The organism is Enterococcus sp. AMC1623 (genome assembly GCF_058216495.1).
The window spans coordinates 2,603,836-2,624,037 of the sequence record NZ_CM177096.1 but is presented as its reverse complement, the minus strand read 5'-3'; the positions used below and the strand labels follow the sequence as shown (position 1 = coordinate 2,624,037).

Sequence of the window (20,202 nt, the reverse complement as noted above, 5' to 3'; positions counted from 1 at the left end):
CTAAAAAACATGATTCTGTTGCTTCCGAATCATGTTTTTATTATTGATATATAAACTGTAAAAAAATCATGCTATAATTTCGTAGCAACTGAATTTAGATTGGAGGTAAGTTTGATGTTTTATTTATTGGTGGCTTCAAGTGTTATTCAAATTTTTTGTAATTTTCTTATTTTAGATAAACTTCCTATTTTAAAAAAATATAACCTGTTTTTATCAAGTATTATCCTAATTATTTCATTTAACTTGAGTATTTATATTTCACAAATAGACACACTTGTTTTGTTTGTTCTACTTTTTTCTCTTTCTTACATGAATAATCGAACACAAATGTTTGGAAAAATATTATTTCATTTTGCAATAGCTTATTTTGTAGTCTTCTCCTTTAATTATTTATTCACCGATATAGTTATTAAAATCATATTGAGTGAAAATAGTTTATTAATGTTTCTCTGGTTTTGTTTTACTTTAACCCTCAATATTTCTCTTGCATTTTTTATCCGTCGTTTCTTACTATCCAAACTTACAAATAAGTTAAGTTTATTTGGTGGATACATATTATTCACACTAGTTTTTAGTTATCAGTTATATAAATTAAGTGAGTATGTCCAAATAAGTCCAACTGATTTGAAGCTAGATACACTTTTGCGTATTTTTAACATTTTTATTATTTTGCTAGTTATCAGTGGAATTATTAGTATTGTAATGGTAAAACGTCATCAAAAATTAGCTTTGGAAACACAGAAAAAAGAAATTGAATATCAATCGATGCAACTCTACACAGCAGAATTAAATAAACAGTATCAAGAAATACGAAAATTTAGACATGATTATATTAACATTTTGTCCTCCATGGAAAGCTATATGGAACTGGAACAGATGTCTGAATTAAAAGACTATTATCATCAACATATTCAACCAACGCGAGCCATTTTTTCCGAACACTTTACTAAATTAAATGACTTACAGAAAATTGAAGACCCAGCTATTCGAAGTATTTTTATGACAAAATTAGTATTAGCACAAGAAAAAAATATCTCTGTGCAATTAGAAATCAGCGAATTAATTCAACTTCCGGACTCAATAGATCCCGTCATTCTTGTCCGTATTTTCGGTATCTTATTAGATAATGCTATTGAAGAACTCACTATTTTGAACAAAGGCGAACTAGAAATTGCTATCTTTAAATTAGAACAAGATACTATATTCATAATTCAAAATACAGCACGTGTGAATATTGAACCGTTACATCAACTTAAAACAAATGGTTTCTCAACCAAAGGAAATCATCGTGGTATTGGATTAAGTACTGTAGATAATTTAATTAAACAAGTTCCAAATCTTTTATTAGAAACAATAATTGAGAATCAGTTATTTACGCAAAAATTAACGATTTTAACAGATAGATATCACAAATTACCTAACTAATTTGACGTTCAGGACAGAATAAGCGACGTTTACGACAAATTTCGTTTTTGGTATCTAATCTATAGTACAATCAGCTCAAATATATAAGGAGCTGAACAAAATGAAGAAAATCGTTATTGCTGCACTCATGTTTTGTATTATTGGTGGTAGTCAAGTAGCTCATGCTGAAGAGGTTACTTCTGCAGAAGATGTAACAACACTTTCACTTATCACACCCTTTGACTTTAAGAATTATCCACCTTCTACTTATGCTGGCAAAACTTTAGTAAAAGTAGAAAAAATCAAGAATGGTTATCGAGGCTGGTATATATGATTCGTGCAGTTCTTTCTGTTCTGCTGATTCTCTTGATTATAATGACTGTATTTCAACCATTTAATAGCCATATACAAATATTAATTATGATTGGAATTGCTATATTTGTAGCACTTCTTATGTTTAGAATGGCGCATCTGGAAGAAAACGATAACTAAAAAAAACCAAATGATTTCCCTTGTATTCAAGAGTAATCATTTGGTTTTTTTATATCCCAATCAATGTCGCAAATACGGGTACGACAATAACTGTAATTACGCCAACAACCACAACTGAAATACTTGCCATTGCTGCTTCGGTTTCGCCCATTTCTAATCCTACTGCTACACCAAGGGCATGGCCTGCTGCACCTAATGCTAATCCTTTGGCAACCGGATGTTGGATATGGAACCACTTCAATGCTATGCGACCTAATGCGTACGTCAATACGCCATTAAAGATAACTGTAAATGCAGTGATTGAAGCCACACCACCAACTGATTCAGAAATCGGTACGGCAATTGCTGTTGTTGCCGCTTGGGGTAAAATAGAAGCAATAATACTTGGATTCATTTGAATCAATTTTCCTGCAAGTACCACCGCAATTAATGAACCAAATGAGCCGATTGTTAATGCTGTTAAAATTTCAATCCAGTATTTCTTCAAGACATCTCTTTTTTTATACAAAGGAATCGCAAACGCAACGGTTGCTGGTTCTAAGAAGAAACTAATAAATTTGCCACCTTCGTTATATTCTTCATAACTAATGCCAGTAACTTTCAAGACTACTACGCCTAAAATCATCGCAACAAATAATGGCGTAAACAAGAAAAATCCTTTGCTTTTTTTAAATGCCCAACTACCAATACCAAAAACTACCAATGAAATGATAATACCCACGTATGGACTCATAATGACACGCCTCCTTTATGCTCTGTAGGAACGTGTTTTTCTGTTTTTTCAGTCGTTCGATTATCTTTAATGTGTAATAAGAACGCGCCTGTCCAACCTGTGGAAGCTAATAATGCTAAGGTTGCGACTAGGATGACAAACAGAATTTGAAAACCATATTGTTTCATAATATCCAATGAATTAATTAACGAAATTCCAGAAGGTACAAATAAGAAAGTAATGACTCGCGATAACGAATTACTCAAATCTTCTACTTGTTCTAATTTAATAATCTTGGTACATAATCCTACAAAAAGTAAAATCATTCCAATTACTGATGCAGGTACGGGAATCGGCATGATTTTAGTTAAACCATTGGCAATTAACATAATCAATGCAAAAATAAAGGCTTGTTGTAAAAATGAATATACTTTCTTTTCCATAAATCCCATCTCCTCTTGTTTTCTACATGTTTAGTATAGAATGGAAACGAATTTTTGGATGCAAAATTTCACGAGTTGCACGAAATCCAACATGAAATGCAAAAATAACCTCCTCACTTGCACAAAAAAACAAGTCTACCTAAATAGACCTGCTTTTCATTACTCCAAACCGACTTGCTCTCTAAAAATTTTCACATACGAACGACTGACAGGAACCCGCGAACCATTTTCCAAAATCACTTGAAGTGTATGATTGAACCACGGTTGAATCTCTTGAATTTTGGTACGATTTAAAATAAAACTACGATGCGTTTTCAAAAATAATTCAGACGGCAGTTTTTGTTCAATTTTATTTAATGTGCCGGTCATTTGATAATGTTGTTCTCTGGTTTCAATATTTAATTGTCTTTCCTCGACAGAGATTAAATAGATGTCTTCCGGAGCAACTAAATAAATACGGTCATCCCCTTGAATCGGAATGGCTTCAAATTTGGATGTTGCGACAACGTGTTGCGGAGTGATTTCTTTCATTGCTTTATCCAAGGCTTGATGAATTTTCTTTTCTTCAAATGGCTTTAACAGATAATCTTTCGCATTTACTTGAAAAGCTTGGAGCGCATAAGCATCATACGCTGTCGCAAAAATTAAATACGGCGCTTTTTTTAAATGAGTTAGTTTTTCTGCCAGTTCAAATCCACTTTCATTTGTTAAATGAATATCTAAGAAGATAATATCAGGTTTTTGGTCCATCATTTCTGCCATTGCTTCTTCGACAGATTCTGCTTCTGCCGTAGAGGTAATTTTTGGATGTTGCAGCACTAAGTAACTTAATTCTTCACGTGCTAACGGTTCATCATCCACAATTAATACGTGCATTTATTTCTCACCTCGGGTCTCTAATTGGAACTGCTAAACGCGCATGACTGCCACCAGTTGGACGATTTTCAATTTGAAATTTTCCATCGCCACCATAAAGATTTTCAATGCGTCGTGCCAAATTTTCCAATGCGGTTCCAGTTCCTTTTTCAGATTTCACTGGTTCTCTACCTAATAATACACGTCTATCTTCGGGAATACCAATGCCATTGTCCCAAACATCAATAATCAAATTTTTTTCAATTTTACGAACAACGACCTTTACATGATTATTCGTTTTTCGATTGCCAAACGCATGTCGGATAGTATTTTCTACCAGTACTTGAATGGCATATGGAGGTACATAATACTCGTCTGTTCCTGTTTCAATATCAAATTCTACTTGATAACGGTCTGGAAAACGAGCCTGTTCTAAAGACAAATACGCACTCACCTGATCAAGTTCTTGCTCTAAAGGAATCGTGGTTTGTACCGCACCTTGTAAATTCCCTCTAAAATACGTGCTTAATTGTAATAACAAACGTCGTGCATGCTCACTGTCTTTACGCATCAGTGCAGAAATTGTATTGATTGCATTGAAGAAGAAGTGCGGATTGACTTGTGCTTGTAAACTTTTAATTTCAGCTTCTTTTAATAATTTCGATTGCAGTTCAGCTTCTCCTAACTCGATTTGTGAAGAAAAAATCGTTCCTAAGCCTTCTGCTAATTGTTCTTCCACGTGTGTTAAATGTGTTGGATCCGTGAAATACATTTTTAATGTACCAACAATTTTTTGATGCGACAATAGCGGAATGACAATAGCCGCTTGCAGGGGACAATCAGGATGAGAACAACCTACCTCTGCTTTAGAATGAGCAATTGTCATCTTACCAGTTCGTAAGACTTCTTTTGACAACTCCGTAATCACTTCAAGCTCAGGAATGTGGTGGTCATCACCAGCGCCAACATGTGCCAAAATTTGATGATTATCCGTCATGCTAATAGCGCTAACTTTCGTATAATGTTGAATGATACGAGCGACTTTCTGACACGAATGCTCATTAAGCCCTTCCCGAAAATAAGGCAACGTTTCGGCAGCTAGTTCTAAGACATCATGCGTTTGCACAGCTTTTGCTTGTTCTTCTTGCTTTAATGTTGTGGTTAAAATAGATAGAAAAATAAAGGTTCCCACGCTGTTTAATAAAATCATTGGCAACGCAATTAAACGTACTAGCATCACCCCATCCATGAAACTACCACTAAAAAATAAAATAAAGAGCATTTGAATAACTTCCATAATAATACCCACCATTGCTGCTTGTGTAGCTTTGGGAAATTGATAATCTTTAGTCAATTTTTTCCCAAGAATTCCGGATAAAATACCAACAAGCAAGGAGGCTGGAATATAAAATAGTCCCGTTCCTGCTCCTTGAATCACTCGGTGAATCCCCGCAATTAAACCAACCGCTCCCCCAACAAATGGCCCCCCTATTAAACCAGACACACCAATGACTAAAGTCCGTGTGTTGGCAATTGACGCATCGCTACTCAAATACGTTAAGACATTGCTTGGAATAATCTGATTAGCCGTAATTTCAATTCCTGTAAAATTAGAAATAATGGCAAAAACACCAAAAATAAGTACCAATCGAATTTTAGAATGAATGGTTTCTCTACTCAATAAAACCTTTTTAAAATAAGACACATTAACCAATAAAAAAGCTAATAAAATAATTAATCCTACACGTTCCATCATTAAAATAAATAATTCAAACATTCTCACCGCTCCTCCTTTCTTATATTATCATTTAAACAAGGAGATTTAAAATGAACCTATTAATTATATGTGATAAAAATAATTTTTGAAAATTGACGAAATTTTCTGTCAATTTAATAAATATATGTTATACTCTTAGTTATTATTTTGATATTAGGAGGAGTCAACATGAAAATTGTTAGTATTGACTTCCAAACACAATCCATTGCGTTGAAAAAACCATTTACGATTGCCTTAGGAACGATTACTCAAGCAGACAATATTTTTGTCAAGATTACTACGGATGAGGGCATCGTAGGACTGGGCGAAGCAGCTCCCGAAACGTTCGTCACTGGTGAAACATTAAAAAGTTGTACAGCAGCGTTAGAACTGCTGACACAAAAGTTAATTGGCGAAAATCCTCTAAACATCGCTAAAATTCATGAAATCATGAACCGAGCAATGCTAGGAAATGGTGCCGCCAAAGCAGCAATTGATATTGCTTGCTACGATATTTTAGGAAAAACTGCAAACTTACCATTGTATAAATTGCTAGGTGGACATAGTGACTTTGTACAAACGGATATGACAATTAGCATTGACACACCTGCTGTGATGGCAGCTGAAGCTAAAAAATATGTCGACTTAGGATTTGAAGCCATAAAAATTAAAGTGGGCGTTGATCCAATTGAAGATGTTGAACGCATCATCGCTATTCGAAAAGCGGTAGGGCCAGACGTTCAACTCCGTGTGGATGCCAACCAAGGCTGGACACCTAAAGAAGCTGTGCGTGCGATTGAACGAATCAGTCCGTACAATATTGCATTTATTGAACAACCTGTTGCTGCTAAAAATATCGATGGGTTAAAATTTGTGCGTGACCATGTAACCGAAAACATTATGTCTGACGAAAGTGCGTTTGTGCCACAAGACGCCTTTTCATTAGTTAAAAAAGATGTGGTTGATTACGTCAATATCAAGTTAATGAAATGTGGGGGAATTTACCCCGCATTAAAAATTGCGGCAACTTGTGAAAGTGCAGGTGTTGCGTGCATGATTGGTTGTATGAGTGGCGAGACAAATATCAGTGTCGCCGCAGCTGCTCATTTAGCCGCAGCACAGCCAATTATTCGCTTTGCTGATTTAGATGCAACATTTGCTTTGAATCAATTAAATTATTCAGGTGTTATTGCTACTACCCCTGTGCCAGTTATTGATTTAAGTGCGAGTCCCGCTGGCTTAGGGATTCAATTGTAACAAATTATTAGGAGGTTTTTTTATGGAATCATTTGAGCTAAACGAAATATCTTATCTATCTACCCCGATTCCAGAAGATATTCAACGTGCGAAAGACTATGGCGATACCGCTTTAGCAAAAAAATTAATCGAGCATAAACTCGCAAAAAAAGAAACTAGTCAGACTTTAAAACGTCGCTTAGAAGGTGAATTAGCCATTCTTTCCGTTTTAGAAGCCGATCAGTTCCCATTTGATGAGCAAGAAGCCTTACGTTTGATGGCTGATGCTTTTGAAGACTTTGATTCACAAGAACTAGAAGATATCGTTGTTTCAGCTGATGTTGAATGGACGTATAAAGAGGGTAAAAAATATTATCATCGACGTTTCATTGAAAATTTGGTCAAAACCCGTCGTGATTATTATGAACGTTACCGTTATGAAGAAGGCAATACCATTGATAACGAACGTCAAACGGAACTAGATGACAATGTTGTTTTAATGAAACAAACACAAAAACGAACAGCTCGCATTCGTTTCAAACAATCGATTGCCCCCAAAGAAAAGTTAAGTACAGCAGATGGCCCTTTTTTAGCACATCTACCTTTACCACGTAATAATGGGAACATTCATCACACAAAAATCATTGAAACAAAGGGAAATGTGATTCATGTTGATGATGAAACAGCGATCCAACGTACCATTGCTTTTCAAACGGATGATCCAGAACAAGTTTTCTTTGAAGTGGTGCATGAATACGAAATTGAAGCAATCTATCATGATTTATTTACGTTGATGGAAGATAAGTCTTTTCCAAAAGAACTATCTGAAAGTGAGAAACTGCAATACAAAGAAGCACTACAAGAAAAAAGTCCACATATTATGTTTACCGATTTCTTGAAAACTTTATTAGCAGAAATCACTACAGAAGACATGACACTTGTCGAAAAAGCCTTCAAAATTTACGAATTTGTGACTACACAAGTGAATTATTCCTTTATGCGTGAATATTATACGATTCCAAATATCAGTGAATTTTGTGCGATGAATCAAAAAGGTGATTGTGGTGTGCAAGCCATTTTATTTATTACGTTAAGTCGCATGGCAGGAATTCCGGCTAAATGGGAGTCTGGTATCTATATATCAGAATATACACAAGGCTGTCATGACTGGGCAAAATTTTATCTGCCGACTGTTGGATGGGTATATGCCGATGCGTCATTTGGAGGAAGCGCATACCGAGGAAATAATGAATCGCGCTGGAAATATTACTTTGGAAACTTAGATATTTTCCGGATGCCAGCAAATGATGACATACAGACAGATTTCACGATTAGTAAAAAACAATTACGTGGCGATCCAATTGACAATCAACGCGGAGAATTCGAGAGCAGTCAACGAGGGTTCCGCTACAATGAACTTGATTGGGAAATGTCTTTAGTAGATTTTACATTATTATAAGGAGGAAACAAAAATGAAAAAAAAGGCGATTTGGTTATTCGCTAGTTTGCTGATGGTCGGCTCACTAGCAGCTTGTACAACAGGCAAACAAACAGATGATTCCGGCGAAGCAGCTGGTGAAGAAAAAGTAGTTAATTTAATGGAAGCAAATGAAATTGCTTCGATGAATACTTTAGTAACTCAAGATACAGGAAGTATTAATGCACAGGTTCACGTTTTTGAAGGCTTGTATCAAATCAACGATCAGAATGAGGTTGTTCCGGCAGTTGCCAAAGAACTTCCTGAAATTTCAGAAGACGGAAAAACCTATACTATTCAATTACGTGATGATGCAAAATGGAGTAACGGAGAAGATGTGACTGCAGATGATTTTGTCTATGCATGGCAACGTTTAGCTGACCCAGCGAACCAAGCAAACTATCTATTCTTATTAGAAGGTACAATTTTAAACGGAACACAAATCATTAATGATGGCATGTCACCAACCGAGTTAGGTGTCGAAGCAGTGAATGAAAAAGAATTAAAAGTACAATTGGAAAAACCGGTACCTTACTTCACGTCACTATTGACATTCCCAGCCTTCTTCCCGCAAAATCAAGAATTTGTTGAACAACAAGGGAAAGAATACGGTAATTCAAGCGAACAAATTTTATCAAATGGTGCTTTTAACATTGAAAATTGGGATCAATCATCAATGAAATGGGACCTGGTTAAAAATCCTGAATATTACGATGCAGATAAAGTAAAAATCGAAAAAATCCATGTAGATGTAGTCAAAGAAGCGGTTACTGCCTTTAACTTATTTGAAGATGATCAATTAGATATGGCGGAAATCTTTGGAGAATATGTCAAACAAAATCAAGACAATCCATTGATGCACACTGCACCGATGTCTCGTGTTTATTACTTTAAAATGAACCAAAAAATTGATGGTAAAGATACGATTTTTGCCAACAGTGATGTTCGTAAAGCCTTAGCTTACGCGCTTGATAAAGAATCATTGATTAATGATGTATTGGCTGATGGTTCCGTTGCAAGTTATGGTTACATTCCAAAAGGATTTGTTTACAATCCAGAAACGGGCGCTGACTTCCGTGAAGATGCAGGGAACTTGATGGAAACGGATAAAGACAAAGCGTTAGAACATTGGGATGCAGCTAAAAAAGCAATTGGTGATAACATCCAAATTGAAATGCTAACTTCAGATACCGATGCTGAGAAAAAAGTTGCTGAATTCATCCAATATCAACTAGAAGATGCTCTACCTGGTCTAAAAGTTGAAATTAAAGCTGTACCATTAAACAACTCGATTGAACTTACACGTAACAGCGAATACGAATTAGCAATTGGACGTTGGGGACCAGACTATCAAGATCCAATGACTTACCTAGCAAGCTTACGTTCACCAAACAACACGAATTATGAAAGTAAAGAATACAATGATTTGTTAGATAAAATTGAAAATGATTATGCCAATGATTTAAGCGTACGTTGGGATGCGATGGTTGAAGCTGAAAAAATTCTAGTCGAAAAAGATTCAGCAATCGTACCACTATACCAACAATCACGTGCATTATTGATTAATGAACACCTAACAGGGATTTATTACCCAAGCTTTGGTGCTTCAACCATTTTCAAATATGCTGAATACAACTAATCAAAAAAGAAATTAAATAAATACAAAAACATCCGAGCAATAGGCGACTTGTTAATTTACGACTGCTAAATCACAAGTCTTGCCTCTATTGTTCGGATGTTTTATCTTTTCATGTTAACGACCATCATCAATTGCTTTAAGTTTTTGATAACGGACATTCGTTTTGGCGAGTTCTTGAGGAGAACCGCTCATTTCTAATTGACCATCTTCAATGAAGATAACTCGTTGCATCTTCTCAATGCCTTGTAGATGATGCGTAATCCAAATAACTGTTTTCCCAGCTAATTCTCCAAAGAAGGTATCAATTAACGCTTGTTCGGTAATTGGGTCTAGACCTACAGTTGGTTCATCTAATAAAACAATCGGTGTATCTTTTAATAAGATACGCGCTAATGCCATCCGGTGACGTTCACCACCAGAAAAACGTAAGCCTGCTTCATCTACCATTGTATCCAAACCAGCTGGTAAGTTTGCAACTAACTCTTTTAAGCCAACTCGTTCAAGAACTTCCCACACCTCTTCTACGCTTGCCTGTTCATTACCAATGCGTAAATTATTCAAAATCGTCGTATGGAATAAATACGGTGCTTGCTGGATGACCCCAATATAATCTGAAATCGTATCTCCTAAGCGATAGGTTTCTACACCAGCTAACGTTAACTTTCCACTATTTGGAATCAAATCGCCACGAATTAACGTAGCTAGGGTACTTTTTCCTGAACCGCTACGTCCAAGAATCGCAATTTTTTCCCCTTGAGGAATTGTCAAACTCAAGTGATCTAAAACTTGACGTGTCCCCTGTTCATAACGAAACGAAAGAGCTTGCACCTCAATATCCAATGGACCATTTAGCTTGGTGACTGGTTCACTATCTGTTTTATCAGGTAAATTGTTTAATCGTTCCAACGAATCTTTATAAATATTCGTTTCTTGCGCTGCATCAGGTAACACTGCAAAGGCATCAACTAGCGGGAACACACATAAAACAAAGGCTGCAATCCAGTTCGCTGCGCCTCCATGGTCACCGACAAATTGTTGACTTGTCCAAAAGATGAGTAACACAACGATGAGACCAAAGACACTTTGTAACAATAAATTACGACGACGATTAAATCGGCGCAACTTATCTTGTACATTTAAAAGTCCAGCTTCTGATTCTTCATGTAATTGCACATATTCTTGTCCACGTTGACTGAAGATCCAATCTGAAATCCCTAAAACATTATCAGTTAAATCTGTATATAAGGCATTTTTCAATTGTTTTTCTTTTTCTTGTCGTGCACCATTCACTAAAACTGACCACAACGGCAGCAAGAATGTAACAATAAACAACATCAATGCCATCACTAAAGCAAACCACCAAGAAAAATAACCTAAACCAATAATCAAGAAAGCATACAAAATCCATGCAATGACTGTTGGAAAAATCGTACGTAAATACAAATTTTGAATATGGTTAATATCTTCTGCTAATAACCCTAAAATATCTCCCATTCGGTAGTTACGTTTAAAGAAAATAGCATCTTTTTCTAATGTGGTATACAGCTTCAAACGTAATTCTGAGGTCATTCTCAACACCCAGTTATGACTAACTAAACGTTCTACGTAACGAAAAACTGGTCGACTAACACCAAAGCCTCGTGTGAAAACAATCGGTACATAAATCATCAAAATATTTTCCGGCAACGATGCTGCACGACTAATCAAATAACCTGAGTTAAACATTAATGCTCCCGCAGAGAAAAAGGTTAGAAAACCTAAAACTAACGCAAGAACTAACGCTTTTTTGTATTTTTTCAAAAATGGTTTCACCCAAGTATCTTTTTTGAAAGCTTTAAATAGAGGAATATTATGCATGCTCTTCCCTCCTCATTTGTTGCGTGAGGGCGTAAAAATGACCCTTTTGTGCCGTTAACTCTGCAAAACTTCCTATTTCTACAACTTGTCCTTTTTCGATAACAATAATTTCATCCATTTGATGCATCCAATGCAAACGATGGGTTGCAAAAAAGACTAAACGGTTATCCATTAAAGGCAACATGCGCTCTTTTAATTCTACCTCAGTTTCAATATCCAAATGGGCGGTTGGTTCATCCAGCAAGAGAATTTTACGTTCTTTATCTAAGAATGCTCGTGCTACTGCAATTCGCTGTGCTTGTCCACCGCTTAATGCTCGCGCACCACCACCTAATTGCGTATTCAAACCATCTGGTAATTCGGCAACCAATTCAGATAACCCAGCGACATGCACTGCTTCTAAAATCTCTTCTTCCGTTGCTTCTGGTGTATAAAAGGCAATATTTTCACGTAAAGATGTTTGGAAAACGTAAGGATTTTGTGGAATATAAATCATTTGTTTTTGCCAATCTTGTTGTGCAAAGTTGTTCACTGATTGACCATCCAGCATAATCTCTCCAGAAGTTGGTTGTAAAAAACCACTCAACGTATTGATAAACGTTGATTTGCCAGAACCACTCATGCCGATAATTCCAATTTTTTTAAAGCCCTTCACTTGATAATCCACTGCTAATGCTTCTTGTTCCTCATAAGCTACTTTGACATCGGTTAATGCCAAGGTGGATTTGTTAGACCAGGTTGCCACAGCGACTTGTTCGCCTTCAATTTCAGGCTCTTCTAAAATTTCACGAATAGCTGTCATCGCATTTTTTCCATCTAACGTTGCATGATAGTCACTTGCAAAATCACGTACTGGTAAGAAATATTCTGGTGATAAAATTAAAACCGTTAATGCTGGAAACAATAAAATGCCACCTTCAATTAAACGTAGCCCTAACAATACCGCCACAATCGCCACTGATAACGTCGTAAAGAAATCTAACGCAAAGGTTGATAAAATCCCAATACGTAAGGTACTCATTGTTGCCTTACGGAATTGCTCACTTGTTTTAAAAATACTTTTGCCATATTTTTTACTCAAACCAAACATCTTCAATGTATCAATTCCTCGCAAAGAATCGATAAAATGATTGGATAAAATTTGAAAAGCTTTGTATTGTCGATCGGCTTTGGCTTGTGCGGCGTATCCTAAAATAATCATAAAAATAATAATTAATGGGAAAACCAACAACAAGACAACTCCCGATTCAATATCTAAAAAGAACACCACTGCCAAAATTGGCCAAGGAATAATCGTCATATTCATCATTTTTGCTAAAATCAAGTGAATATAATTTTCAACTTTACCAATTCCGTCTAACGCCATGGTAGTCATATTTCCTGTTCCTTGTTTTTGGACAATTTGGGGCCCAACACGGAAGATTTTTTCTAATAACTGCTGACGCAAATAACTCGCTTGTTCAGCTGAATAATGATCCAATAATTTATCACGTAAAAAAGTCACACCATGGCGTGCAAAATAAATCACAGCAAAAGCACCAATCATCAAATATTGATCGGTGATTTTTTCGCCACTCCATAAATTCGTGATAACTGTTGCTAATGTATAAGCTTGCCCAATTATAAAGAGGGCTTGCAAGGCTGAAAGCCCTGCAAGCATCCCCATAATTTTTCGAATATTGGGCAAACCGAGAATCGCTTTGTCCATCATAAGATTAGTACCCCGCTACATTTGTGTGTTTAATACGTTTTCTAAAGATATAATATGACCAAATTGTATAACCTAAAACAAATGGTAATAAGCCAATTGCTACAAAGCTCATAATTTTTAACGTATATGGTGAAGAAGAGGCATTTTCAATTAATAAATCGTATTCTGGACTAATTGAACTAATAATCAAACGAGGGAACAACCCTGTAAATAACAATGCCACTAGTGACACCAATGTTAAACCACTTGCAAGGAAAGCTGTTTTTTCTTTTCCTTTAAACAAGGCTAAGTTTGCGACAACTGTTAAAATAACCATTAACGCTAGGAAGATAACTGTTGATGTCAAACGAACTTCAAAGAAATCAGTGTTAAAGTACAACAAGATTGCAAAAGCCGCAAGTCCAACATACGCAACTCCATATAACGCTTGGGCATAGTTACGCGCACGCGTACGAATTGGTCCAGTTGTTTTTAATGAAATATAGTTTAATCCATGTAAATAAGATAATAAGGTTAATGCTACCCCACCTACAATTGAAAGAGGATTAACGTAATCCGTAAAGGTTGCACTTAAATCACCGTTGGCATTAATCGGCATACCTTGCACTAAACTAGTGAAAAGTAAGCCAAAACAAAATGGCACAATTAAACTCCCAATACTTAATGTCCAGCCCCAAATCCAACGTTTGTCAGCTGGCATGTGGTGACGGAATTCAAACGATACTCCACGAATAATTAAACCGACTAATACGAGTAACAAAATCAGATAATAACCACTAAATAGCGACGCATACCAGTATGGAAACGATGCAAACATTGCGCCTCCTGCAGTAACTAACCACACTTCATTTCCATCCCAAACCGGTCCAATTGTTTCAATCAATTGATCTTCTTCTTTTTCATTGTGTGCTAGTGTTTTCACAGACATCCCAACCCCAAAGTCAAATCCTTCGAGGAAGAAGAAGCCTGCAAACAAGACACCAATTAAAATGTACCAAAATAATTGTAGATTACTCATTAAAAGCACCTCCTGCAAATGGATCGATTGTAGGTTCTTCATGTTCTGCAGCTTCTAATGCATCGGGTCCTTTTTTCAATGTACGAACAACTAAATACACCATAATAGAACCTAGAATAGTAAATAACGTAAAGTACGAAATATTTGAAATGAGTAAGGATGTTGCTGAAACGTTTGGTGACACACTTTCTTCAATTGTAAATAATCCGTAAGCAGTCCAAGGATAACGACCTAACTCTGTTAATAACCAACCAGCTGTATTTGCTAAGAATGGTGCAAAAGTAGTCAATGCCACAATCCAAAGCATCCACGGCTTTTCGTAGAGAATTGGTTTCTTCTTCCGTGTGAAGAATAAGCCAACTATTGAGACCATCAACATTAACATCCCAAACCCTGCCATTACGCGGAAGTTCCAGAATAAAGCATTAACTGGTGGGAAGTAATTTCTTTCTCCATATTCTTCAATTAATCGTTCATTGATGGTGTTCATTCCATCTACTGAACCTGATAATTCATGATAAGATAAAATACTTAAAATATACGGTACTTCAATACCAAAGACACGTTCTTTTTCTTTTTCATTCATCCATGCAACTAGCGTCCAGGCTGCGGGATCTTCTGAATCTTCATACAATCCTTCTGCTGCTGCAAATTTCATTGGTTGTGTTTCCAACATTGCTTTCATTTGGAAGTCTCCTGCTGCTAATACCGCAACTGAACCAACTAAACCGACCCATAAACCGACCCGTAATGATTTTTGATATACGGTACGACTAAGCTCTGTTAAGCTGTTTTTCTTCAATAAACGGAAAGCCGCCATCCCAGCCACAGCAATCCCACCTAACGTAATCGCCCCTGCAATAACATGAGAGAACTCATACATTACTTTCGGGTTAGTAACTAAGGCCACGAAATCATTCATTTCCGCACGACCATTGTTGATTGTATAACCTACTGGATGTTGCATGAAACTATTGGCAACTAAAATCCAGAATGCTGACATCATTGACCCTACGAAAACCAACCACATAAAAACAACGTGTAATTTAGGGCTAACTTTATCCCAAGTAAACATCCACAAACCTAAGAATGTTGATTCCAAGAAGAAAGCAAGTAAGGCTTCCACGGCTAATGGTGCACCAAAAATGTCTCCCATAAAACGAGAATATTCTGACCAGTTCATGCCAAATTGGAATTCTTGAATAAGTCCTGTCACTACCCCTACTGCAAAACTCAGTAAGAATATATTTCCCCAAAATTTCGCCATTTTTTTGTAAAATTCATCTTTTTTCGTCACATAGAGAGTTTCCATAATTGCAACAACTAATCCTGTACCGATAGAAAAGGGTACAAAGAAATAGTGGAATACAGTTGTCATCGCAAACTGGATTCGAGCTAATGTAACAATATCCATAATGATTCCTCCTCTTCTTTATTTTAATCAAAATAAAGATAATTAAATCTGTGCGTGAACCCATGAAATAGTACTAAAATTACGTAATTTGTTACAAATTACTCTTGCTAATAATTTCTTTAAAAAATAATCGTTTCTCAGTAATTTTTTCCCTAAATCGTTCACTCACACTTCTTCATTATCAATGATATTCCTTTTTTGCGGAATTGCAATAAATAGGCTTAAAAAAGTGCTTTCTTTGCGCATTTATTTTAACTTTGTGAAAAAATAATATTATTTTTATTAAAATAAACGACTTGCGTTATAAATGTTAATTAATAAAACACATAAAATAATTCCTTGAAAGATAATCGTCACCTTTTTGGCAGAAAACATGCGACTCGCTCTTGCGCCCAATAAACCACCTAAAATAGCTGCTGGCACAACAAACCACAGCATTGTTAAATCATATCTCGCGAAACCTGTCGACGAAGCAATCGTGACTAATTTAGAAAGCTGTGAAAAGAAAATCGTACAAATCGAATACACTGTTGCATCTTTAATCGGCATTGCAAACATTAACATCAAAACTGATACATTGATCGGTCCCCCACCAATTCCTAAAAAACTGGCAAGAAATCCTAAAATCAATCCGCACAAAAGATACCAAGGAATGCCCTCCAACGTAAAATTTTTCCATTCATAACGAGAATAGAAAAAAGCAAATAGCAAGGTGATTATTGTCAAAATGATTTGAAGCAATTGAACCAGCTTTTCGTCTGCTACATGCAACAACGCTTCAAATAAAAGATTTCCAAAAATACCACCCAAAACGGCACCTAATGAAATCCAACTAACTAAGTCAAAACGAATGGACATCCCGTTTTTAACTTGGCGATAGGTTGAAACAATCGACATGACAAACACAGCGACTGTCGAATAAAAAGAAATGGCAACCACTGAATCCAGTGCTATAAAATCCAACACCGGTTTGATAATTACGCCACCGCCCATACCTGAAACAGAACCAATCGTGTTTGCAAAGATAATGACTAGAAAATACAAGAGACCTTTCATTCTTTCTTCCTCCTTTCCTTTAAAATGCTTCAAAATAAAGCCTTTTCTTTTAATGATACTCTTTCAAAAATAAAAAGCCAATGGTCGAAAATATTTATCTTGATGGAATAAAAAAAACAGAAAATTTGAATAATTCACAAAAAAATAGATTGAAAAATAAAAAATTGCGTGTTAATATAGCTGACAATGAGAATCGTTCTCATTTAAAAGAAGGAATTCTCATTAAGTTAAGCAGAACAGAAGGTGACTCTTTGCAATTAGCAAAAACAATTAATAAACCCACTCTCCCACGCAATGCGCAGTTTTCTATCACATTGGGATTCGTTGCACTTTTTATTTTTTCCATTTTGTTTTCATTAGGAAATGGCCAAGCCGATATTTCGTTTACTGATATTTGGCAAATCCTTTTATATAAAACAACTCACGGAGCACTCGGTTCGATTGATAATGTCAATCAATCCGTAATCAATATTATTTGGTTTGTTCGTACGCCACGAGTTTTAGCTGCCATTTTTATTGGCTGTGGGTTAGCGATTAGTGGCACGGTCATGCAAGCGGTGGTCCAAAATCCTTTGGCTGATCCGTATATTTTAGGAATTTCTTCTGGAGCTTCTCTGGGAGCGACCTTTGCTATTATGGTTGGCTTTGGAACGGCTAGTATTTTTTCACAAATTAGTTTATCGTTTAGCGCGTTTCTAGGCGCACTATTGGCAACTTTTTTTGTTCTTTTGCTTTCTAGTTTTGGCGGTAAAATGACTTCAATTAAGCTGGTCTTATCAGGTACCGTGATCAATTCTATTTTCGGATCAATTTCTAGTTTGATTGTCTTTTTAGCAAATAATGCAGAAGGAATGAAAACAGTCACGTTTTGGTCGATGGGAAGTTTGGCTTCCGCAAGTTGGGGCAAATTACCTCTTCTAGCTATCGTCACAATGTTGGTGAGTGTATTCTTTTCCTTCCAATTTCGAGTGTTAAACACGATGCTTTTAGGTGATGAAGCGGCCGTGACCTTAGGCATTCCCTTAGCAACCTATCGCAAGCTTTATATGGTGATTGCTTCATTGCTAACAGGTCTAATTGTAGCGAACTCCGGCATGATTGGTTTTGTTGGTTTAATTATTCCCCATATCGTGCGTGGTGTGTATGGTTCCGACCATAAAAAATTATTGCCAATGTCTGGATTTGTAGGTGCTTTATTTTTAGTTTGGACCGATTTATTGTCTCGTGTGTTATTACCAAATACAGATTTACCAATTGGTATCTTAACAGCAATTATCGGCGCACCGATTTTTATCTATATTATTCTTAAAAAAGAATATCGTTTTGGAGGTTAGGGATGTTAGAAATACAAAATTTGTCAGTCAAATTAGGGAAAAAAGATATCATTCAACAACTCTCTCTTTCCATGGAGACTAATCAGTTCGTAGGCATCATTGGTGCAAATGGGAGTGGCAAATCAACCTTGCTAAAAACAATTTATAAAGGTTTAGTACCGACAACAGGAAAGATTGTTTATAACGAGATGGATTTACTGCATACCCCTGCTAAAAAGGTGGCGCAAAAACTGAGTGTGGTTGGTCAATTTAATGAATTAAGTTTTGATTTTACGGTTTTTCAAATGGTTTTATTAGGTCGAACTCCTCATAAACGTTTGTTAGAAACTGATTCTCAAGAAGATTACGACATTGTTGAACATGCCTTACACGAAATGGGCTTAACAGATTACCGTGATGAAAGCTTTCTTTCTCTTTCTGGTGGTGAAAAACAACGGGTGATTTTAGCACGTGCACTGGCACAGCAACCAGAATTTTTAATTTTGGATGAGCCTACAAATCATTTAGATATTCGTTACCAATTAGAATTGATGGAAAGCGTCAAAAACCTGAATATCGGTATTTTAGCGGCTTTACATGATTTAGATTTAGCCGCAGCTTATTGCGATTACGTTTTTGCTATGAAAAATGGTGAAATTATCGCTGCCGGTACGCCGGAAGAAATTTTTACAGAAACATTAATTGAAGAATTGTACGGGATTCGCTGTGTCGTTTACCGCAACCCGATTACGGAACATTTAGCATTTCATTATTATATTTAGAATAGGTGGAACTTAGATGAAAAAAACATTAACTCTTTTAGCAACAGCCTTTATCTTTACATTAAGTGGCTGTGGAAATACAAATGATGCAACAGATAGCACAAGCTCAACGGATAACAAGTATCCCCTAACCATCAAAAACGTCACAAAAGTTGAAGGTGGTACAGAATGGACTGAAAAAGATCAAGTGTTTGACAAAGCGCCCGAACGCGTCTTAGCAAATACTCGCCCAGCAGCAGAGCTATTGTTACACTTAGGTTTGAAAGATAAGATTGCCGGTGTGGGAGCCGTGTTTGGCATGGATGATCCAGATGTGAAGGCTGAATTTGATGAATTAAATCATCTATCAGATGGGTACATCAATAAAGAAACGGCCTTGAGTGTTGACCCTGATTTGATTTTTGGTCGCGGTGGTTTATTTGATAACGCCGAATGGGGCAATGGAACTGTCGACTCCATTAATGAAATGGGTATTCCAACTTATGTACAAGAAACATCTACTCAAAATGCTACCTTCGAATCTGTTTACAATGACATTGATAACTTAGGAAAAATCTTTGATGTCGAGCCTGCTGCCGAAAGCTTCAAAGCAGATCTAAAAGAGCGTGAACAACATTTAAAAGATCGTGTCAAAGAAGTTGGCAAAGATCAAAGCTTTGTTATATTGTTTATGAGTGATCCAAGTGAAGTATCTATTTATCCTGCTTATGGCGAAAGTTTCTTTAACTCAATGTTTGATATGATTGGTTTAGATAACGTATTGCGTGATGTGCAAGGCGATGTTTCTTTAGAAACATTAATTGAAACAGACCCTGACGTGTTAATCGTTCCTGACTGGACAACAACGACAGCCGGTACAAAAAAGAACGACATGATTGATGCTGTGTTAAGCAATGAAAAATTATCAAGCATGAAAGCAGTCAAAAATAAACAAGTGTATTCAGTTGATTACAACTACATGTTTGGTTATGGCTACCAATCATTAGCGGGTATGGAATTATTAATTGACGAAATGTATGGTGAGGAATAGAAAGAGG

The 20,202-nt window shown here is 36.2% G+C and carries 17 protein-coding genes; 8 read left to right on the top strand and 9 right to left on the bottom strand.

Translation table 11 applies throughout. From position 1 onward, the window contains the following. Positions 1-114 precede the first annotated feature (114 nt). Together AC4BC7_RS12610 and AC4BC7_RS12605 are read left to right on the top strand one after the other, a co-directional pair. The gene (locus tag AC4BC7_RS12610; protein ID WP_207941995.1) at positions 115-1,425 is read left to right on the top strand and encodes a sensor histidine kinase; all 1,311 of its coding nucleotides are present in this window, start codon (positions 115-117) and stop codon (positions 1,423-1,425) included. Between the two features lie 100 nt (positions 1,426-1,525). Continuing rightward, entirely contained in the window at positions 1,526-1,738 is a 213-nt protein-coding gene (locus AC4BC7_RS12605; protein WP_207941994.1) for a hypothetical protein, read from the top strand. A 207-nt stretch (positions 1,739-1,945) separates the two neighbouring features. On the opposite strand, the gene lrgB is transcribed toward AC4BC7_RS12605, so the two are convergent. The 4 genes from lrgB to AC4BC7_RS12585 form a co-directional block, all read right to left on the bottom strand. Continuing rightward, positions 1,946-2,629 (bottom strand): antiholin-like protein LrgB, encoded by a 684-nt coding sequence (gene lrgB, locus AC4BC7_RS12600; RefSeq protein ID WP_490503021.1) that lies wholly within the window; start codon positions 2,627-2,629, stop codon positions 1,946-1,948. Further along, a complete protein-coding gene (gene lrgA / locus AC4BC7_RS12595) occupies positions 2,626-3,051 on the bottom strand; it encodes an antiholin-like murein hydrolase modulator LrgA (RefSeq protein ID WP_207941992.1) in 426 nt (141 codons plus the stop codon). Before lrgA ends, lrgB begins: the two co-directional genes overlap by 4 nt. Positions 3,052-3,210: 159 nt before the next feature. Next, entirely contained in the window at positions 3,211-3,927 is a 717-nt protein-coding gene (locus tag AC4BC7_RS12590) for a LytR/AlgR family response regulator transcription factor (protein ID WP_490503020.1), read from the bottom strand. Positions 3,928-3,934: 7 nt separating this feature from the next. Continuing rightward, positions 3,935-5,683 (bottom strand): LytS/YhcK type 5TM receptor domain-containing protein, encoded by a 1,749-nt coding sequence (locus AC4BC7_RS12585; protein ID WP_490503019.1) that lies wholly within the window; start codon positions 5,681-5,683, stop codon positions 3,935-3,937. A gap of 168 nt (positions 5,684-5,851) precedes the next feature. On the opposite strand from AC4BC7_RS12585, the gene AC4BC7_RS12580 reads away from it, so the two are divergent. Genes AC4BC7_RS12580 through AC4BC7_RS12570 form a run of 3 tightly spaced genes read left to right on the top strand, consistent with a single transcriptional unit; the run spans position 5,852 to position 10,014 of the window. Continuing rightward, entirely contained in the window at positions 5,852-6,919 is a 1,068-nt protein-coding gene (locus AC4BC7_RS12580) for a dipeptide epimerase (RefSeq protein ID WP_490503018.1), read from the top strand. 22 nt (positions 6,920-6,941) lie between these two features. Continuing rightward, a complete protein-coding gene (locus tag AC4BC7_RS12575; protein WP_490503017.1) occupies positions 6,942-8,357 on the top strand; it encodes a transglutaminase-like domain-containing protein in 1,416 nt (471 codons plus the stop codon). A gap of 13 nt (positions 8,358-8,370) precedes the next feature. After that, the gene (locus AC4BC7_RS12570; RefSeq protein ID WP_207941987.1) at positions 8,371-10,014 is read left to right on the top strand and encodes a peptide ABC transporter substrate-binding protein; all 1,644 of its coding nucleotides are present in this window, start codon (positions 8,371-8,373) and stop codon (positions 10,012-10,014) included. A 114-nt stretch (positions 10,015-10,128) separates the two neighbouring features. On the opposite strand, the gene cydC is transcribed toward AC4BC7_RS12570, so the two are convergent. From cydC to AC4BC7_RS12545, 5 genes are all read right to left on the bottom strand, one after another. Further along, the gene (gene cydC, locus AC4BC7_RS12565; RefSeq protein ID WP_490503016.1) at positions 10,129-11,871 is read right to left on the bottom strand and encodes a thiol reductant ABC exporter subunit CydC; all 1,743 of its coding nucleotides are present in this window, start codon (positions 11,869-11,871) and stop codon (positions 10,129-10,131) included. Further along, on the bottom strand, positions 11,864-13,582 hold the full coding sequence (gene cydD, locus AC4BC7_RS12560) for a thiol reductant ABC exporter subunit CydD (RefSeq protein ID WP_490503015.1): 1,719 nt from the start codon (positions 13,580-13,582) through the stop codon (positions 11,864-11,866). The genes cydC and cydD overlap by 8 nt, the downstream gene beginning before the upstream one ends. Before the next feature lie 4 nt (positions 13,583-13,586). Beyond that, the gene (gene cydB, locus AC4BC7_RS12555) at positions 13,587-14,600 is read right to left on the bottom strand and encodes a cytochrome d ubiquinol oxidase subunit II (RefSeq protein WP_207941984.1); all 1,014 of its coding nucleotides are present in this window, start codon (positions 14,598-14,600) and stop codon (positions 13,587-13,589) included. Continuing rightward, positions 14,593-16,017 carry a cytochrome ubiquinol oxidase subunit I gene (locus tag AC4BC7_RS12550; protein ID WP_207942044.1) on the bottom strand — a complete coding sequence of 475 codons (1,425 nt, stop codon included), beginning with the start codon at positions 16,015-16,017 and terminating at the stop codon, positions 14,593-14,595. The genes cydB and AC4BC7_RS12550 overlap by 8 nt, the downstream gene beginning before the upstream one ends. A gap of 279 nt (positions 16,018-16,296) precedes the next feature. Next, on the bottom strand, positions 16,297-17,070 hold the full coding sequence (locus tag AC4BC7_RS12545; protein WP_490503014.1) for a sulfite exporter TauE/SafE family protein: 774 nt from the start codon (positions 17,068-17,070) through the stop codon (positions 16,297-16,299). Between the two features lie 251 nt (positions 17,071-17,321). Here AC4BC7_RS12545 and AC4BC7_RS12540 point away from each other — a divergent pair, with 251 nt between their 5' ends. The 3 genes from AC4BC7_RS12540 to AC4BC7_RS12530 are packed head-to-tail and all read left to right on the top strand — an operon-like array spanning position 17,322 to position 20,195. Then, positions 17,322-18,404 (top strand): FecCD family ABC transporter permease, encoded by a 1,083-nt coding sequence (locus AC4BC7_RS12540; protein ID WP_207941982.1) that lies wholly within the window; start codon positions 17,322-17,324, stop codon positions 18,402-18,404. A gap of 2 nt (positions 18,405-18,406) precedes the next feature. Further along, a complete protein-coding gene (locus tag AC4BC7_RS12535) occupies positions 18,407-19,165 on the top strand; it encodes an ABC transporter ATP-binding protein (protein WP_207941981.1) in 759 nt (252 codons plus the stop codon). A 16-nt stretch (positions 19,166-19,181) separates the two neighbouring features. Continuing rightward, positions 19,182-20,195, top strand: coding sequence for an ABC transporter substrate-binding protein (locus AC4BC7_RS12530; RefSeq protein ID WP_490503013.1), 1,014 nt, complete (start codon positions 19,182-19,184; stop codon positions 20,193-20,195). Positions 20,196-20,202 lie beyond the last annotated feature (7 nt).

Bases quoted from the DNA above. Each gene is read 5' to 3' on its own strand.
- AC4BC7_RS12575 (WP_490503017.1), top strand. From the start codon at position 6,942: ATGGAATCATTTGAGCTAAACGAAATATCTTATCTATCTACCCCGATT.
- AC4BC7_RS12590 (WP_490503020.1), bottom strand. From the start codon at position 3,927: ATGCACGTATTAATTGTGGATGATGAACCGTTAGCACGTGAAGAATTA.
- lrgB (WP_490503021.1), bottom strand. From the start codon at position 2,629: ATGAGTCCATACGTGGGTATTATCATTTCATTGGTAGTTTTTGGTATT.
- lrgA (WP_207941992.1), bottom strand. From the start codon at position 3,051: ATGGAAAAGAAAGTATATTCATTTTTACAACAAGCCTTTATTTTTGCA.
- AC4BC7_RS12545 (WP_490503014.1), bottom strand. From the start codon at position 17,070: ATGAAAGGTCTCTTGTATTTTCTAGTCATTATCTTTGCAAACACGATT.
- AC4BC7_RS12530 (WP_490503013.1), top strand. From the start codon at position 19,182: ATGAAAAAAACATTAACTCTTTTAGCAACAGCCTTTATCTTTACATTA.
- AC4BC7_RS12605 (WP_207941994.1), top strand. From the start codon at position 1,526: ATGAAGAAAATCGTTATTGCTGCACTCATGTTTTGTATTATTGGTGGT.
- AC4BC7_RS12535 (WP_207941981.1), top strand. From the start codon at position 18,407: ATGTTAGAAATACAAAATTTGTCAGTCAAATTAGGGAAAAAAGATATC.
- AC4BC7_RS12580 (WP_490503018.1), top strand. From the start codon at position 5,852: ATGAAAATTGTTAGTATTGACTTCCAAACACAATCCATTGCGTTGAAA.
- cydB (WP_207941984.1), bottom strand. From the start codon at position 14,600: ATGAGTAATCTACAATTATTTTGGTACATTTTAATTGGTGTCTTGTTT.
- AC4BC7_RS12585 (WP_490503019.1), bottom strand. From the start codon at position 5,683: ATGTTTGAATTATTTATTTTAATGATGGAACGTGTAGGATTAATTATT.
- cydD (WP_490503015.1), bottom strand. From the start codon at position 13,582: ATGATGGACAAAGCGATTCTCGGTTTGCCCAATATTCGAAAAATTATG.
- cydC (WP_490503016.1), bottom strand. From the start codon at position 11,871: ATGCATAATATTCCTCTATTTAAAGCTTTCAAAAAAGATACTTGGGTG.
- AC4BC7_RS12570 (WP_207941987.1), top strand. From the start codon at position 8,371: ATGAAAAAAAAGGCGATTTGGTTATTCGCTAGTTTGCTGATGGTCGGC.
- AC4BC7_RS12610 (WP_207941995.1), top strand. From the start codon at position 115: ATGTTTTATTTATTGGTGGCTTCAAGTGTTATTCAAATTTTTTGTAAT.